The 3,356-nt window shown below is 50.8% G+C and carries 2 rRNA genes; both read left to right on the plus strand.

Features of this window, described 5'->3' with window-relative positions:
* Positions 1-215 precede the first annotated feature (215 nt).
* Positions 216-3,107 (plus strand): 23S ribosomal RNA (locus EGJ09_RS26330).
* Positions 3,108-3,238: 131 nt separating this feature from the next.
* A 5S ribosomal RNA gene (gene rrf / locus EGJ09_RS26335) occupies positions 3,239-3,354 on the plus strand.
* Positions 3,355-3,356 lie beyond the last annotated feature (2 nt).

Consider the following 3,356-nt stretch of genomic DNA (forward strand, 5'->3'; position numbering starts at 1 on the left):
ACTTAGAAATGAACATTCGGCTTGAATGTTGATTTCTGACTTTTGTCAGATCGTTCTTTAAAAATTCGGATATGTGATAGAAATAGACTGAACACCAGTTTCACTGCTGGTGGATCAGGCTAAGGTAAAATTTGTGAGTTCTGCTCGAAAGAGCAACATGCGAATTTTCGGCGAATGTCGTCTTCACAGTATAACCAGATTGCTTGGGGTTATATGGTCAAGTGAAGAAGCGCATACGGTGGATGCCTTGGCAGTCAGAGGCGATGAAAGACGTGGTAGCCTGCGATAAGCTTTGGGGAGTCGGCAAACAGACTGTGATCCAGAGATCTCTGAATGGGGGAACCCACTCAGCATAAGCTGAGTATCTTGTACTGAATACATAGGTGCAAGAGGCGAACCAGGGGAACTGAAACATCTAAGTACCCTGAGGAAAAGAAATCAACCGAGATTCCCTTAGTAGTGGCGAGCGAACGGGGACCAGCCCTTAAGTTGATTTGAGATTAGTGGAACGCTCTGGAAAGTGCGGCCATAGTGGGTGATAGCCCCGTACACGAAAATCTCTTATCAATGAAATCGAGTAGGACGGAGCACGAGAAACTTTGTCTGAACATGGGGGGACCATCCTCCAAGGCTAAATACTACTGACTGACCGATAGTGAACCAGTACCGTGAGGGAAAGGCGAAAAGAACCCCGGAGAGGGGAGTGAAATAGATCCTGAAACCGTATGCGTACAAGCAGTGGGAGCCTACTTTGTTAGGTGACTGCGTACCTTTTGTATAATGGGTCAGCGACTTATATTCAGTGGCGAGCTTAACCGAATAGGGGAGGCGTAGCGAAAGCGAGTCTTAATAGGGCGTTTAGTCGCTGGGTATAGACCCGAAACCGGGCGATCTATCCATGGGCAGGTTGAAGGTTAGGTAACACTGACTGGAGGACCGAACCGACTACCGTTGAAAAGTTAGCGGATGACCTGTGGATCGGAGTGAAAGGCTAATCAAGCTCGGAGATAGCTGGTTCTCCTCGAAAGCTATTTAGGTAGCGCCTCATGTATCACTGTAGGGGGTAGAGCACTGTTTCGGCTAGGGGGTCATCCCGACTTACCAAACCGATGCAAACTCCGAATACCTACAAGTGCCGAGCATGGGAGACACACGGCGGGTGCTAACGTCCGTCGTGAAAAGGGAAACAACCCAGACCGTCAGCTAAGGTCCCAAAGTCATGGTTAAGTGGGAAACGATGTGGGAAGGCTTAGACAGCTAGGAGGTTGGCTTAGAAGCAGCCACCCTTTAAAGAAAGCGTAATAGCTCACTAGTCGAGTCGGCCTGCGCGGAAGATGTAACGGGGCTCAAACCATGCACCGAAGCTACGGGTATCACCTTTGGTGATGCGGTAGAGGAGCGTTCTGTAAGCCTGTGAAGGTGAGTTGAGAAGCTTGCTGGAGGTATCAGAAGTGCGAATGCTGACATGAGTAACGACAATGCGAGTGAAAAACTCGCACGCCGAAAGACCAAGGTTTCCTGCGCAACGTTAATCGACGCAGGGTTAGTCGGTCCCTAAGGCGAGGCTGAAAAGCGTAGTCGATGGAAAACAGGTTAATATTCCTGTACTTCCAGTTATTGCGATGGAGGGACGGAGAAGGCTAGGCCAGCTTGGCGTTGGTTGTCCAAGTTTAAGGTGGTAGGCTGAGATCTTAGGCAAATCCGGGATCTCAAAGCCGAGAGCTGATGACGAGTTGCCTTTAGGCGACGAAGTGGTTGATGCCATGCTTCCAAGAAAAGCTCCTAAGCTTCAGATAACTGGGAACCGTACCCCAAACCGACACAGGTGGTTAGGTAGAGAATACCAAGGCGCTTGAGAGAACTCGGGTGAAGGAACTAGGCAAAATGGCACCGTAACTTCGGGAGAAGGTGCGCCGGTGAGGGTGAAGGACTTGCTCCGTAAGCTCATGCCGGTCGAAGATACCAGGCCGCTGCGACTGTTTATTAAAAACACAGCACTCTGCAAACACGAAAGTGGACGTATAGGGTGTGACGCCTGCCCGGTGCCGGAAGGTTAATTGATGGGGTTAGCGCAAGCGAAGCTCTTGATCGAAGCCCCGGTAAACGGCGGCCGTAACTATAACGGTCCTAAGGTAGCGAAATTCCTTGTCGGGTAAGTTCCGACCTGCACGAATGGCGTAACGATGGCGGCGCTGTCTCCACCCGAGACTCAGTGAAATTGAAATCGCTGTGAAGATGCAGTGTATCCGCGGCTAGACGGAAAGACCCCGTGAACCTTTACTATAGCTTTGCACTGGACTTTGAATTTGCTTGTGTAGGATAGGTGGGAGGCTTTGAAGTGGGGACGCCAGTTCTCATGGAGCCATCCTTGAAATACCACCCTGGCAACTTTGAGGTTCTAACTCAGGTCCGTTATCCGGATCGAGGACAGTGTATGGTGGGTAGTTTGACTGGGGCGGTCTCCTCCCAAAGAGTAACGGAGGAGTACGAAGGTGCGCTCAGACCGGTCGGAAATCGGTCGTAGAGTATAAAGGCAAAAGCGCGCTTGACTGCGAGACAAACACGTCGAGCAGGTACGAAAGTAGGTCTTAGTGATCCGGTGGTTCTGTATGGAAGGGCCATCGCTCAACGGATAAAAGGTACTCCGGGGATAACAGGCTGATACCGCCCAAGAGTTCATATCGACGGCGGTGTTTGGCACCTCGATGTCGGCTCATCACATCCTGGGGCTGAAGCCGGTCCCAAGGGTATGGCTGTTCGCCATTTAAAGTGGTACGCGAGCTGGGTTTAGAACGTCGTGAGACAGTTCGGTCCCTATCTGCCGTGGACGTTTGAGATTTGAGAGGGGCTGCTCCTAGTACGAGAGGACCGGAGTGGACGAACCTCTGGTGTTCCGGTTGTCACGCCAGTGGCATTGCCGGGTAGCTATGTTCGGAAGAGATAACCGCTGAAAGCATCTAAGCGGGAAACTTGCCTCAAGATGAGATCTCACTGGGATCTTGAATCCCCTAAAGGGCCGTCGAAGACTACGACGTTGATAGGTTGGGTGTGTAAGCGCTGTGAGGCGTTGAGCTAACCAATACTAATTGCCCGTGAGGCTTGACCATATAACACCCAAGCAATTTGCTTCTGCAGATTGTGGTGGTGAAGACGAAAGAACCGAAAGTTCGCAACATCACAACTATCGCATATCCGAATTCGCTGGGCTGTCCATCTGGACATTCTGGCTACAGAATTTCTTGACGACCATAGAGCATTGGAACCACCTGATCCCATCCCGAACTCAGTAGTGAAACGATGCATCGCCGATGGTAGTGTGGGGTTTCCCCATGTGAGAGTAGGTCATCGTCAAGATT

The sequence above is a fragment of the Pseudomonas sp. p106 genome (assembly GCF_003936645.1).
In the GTDB taxonomy this organism is placed as follows: domain Bacteria; phylum Pseudomonadota; class Gammaproteobacteria; order Pseudomonadales; family Pseudomonadaceae; genus Aquipseudomonas; species Aquipseudomonas putida_E.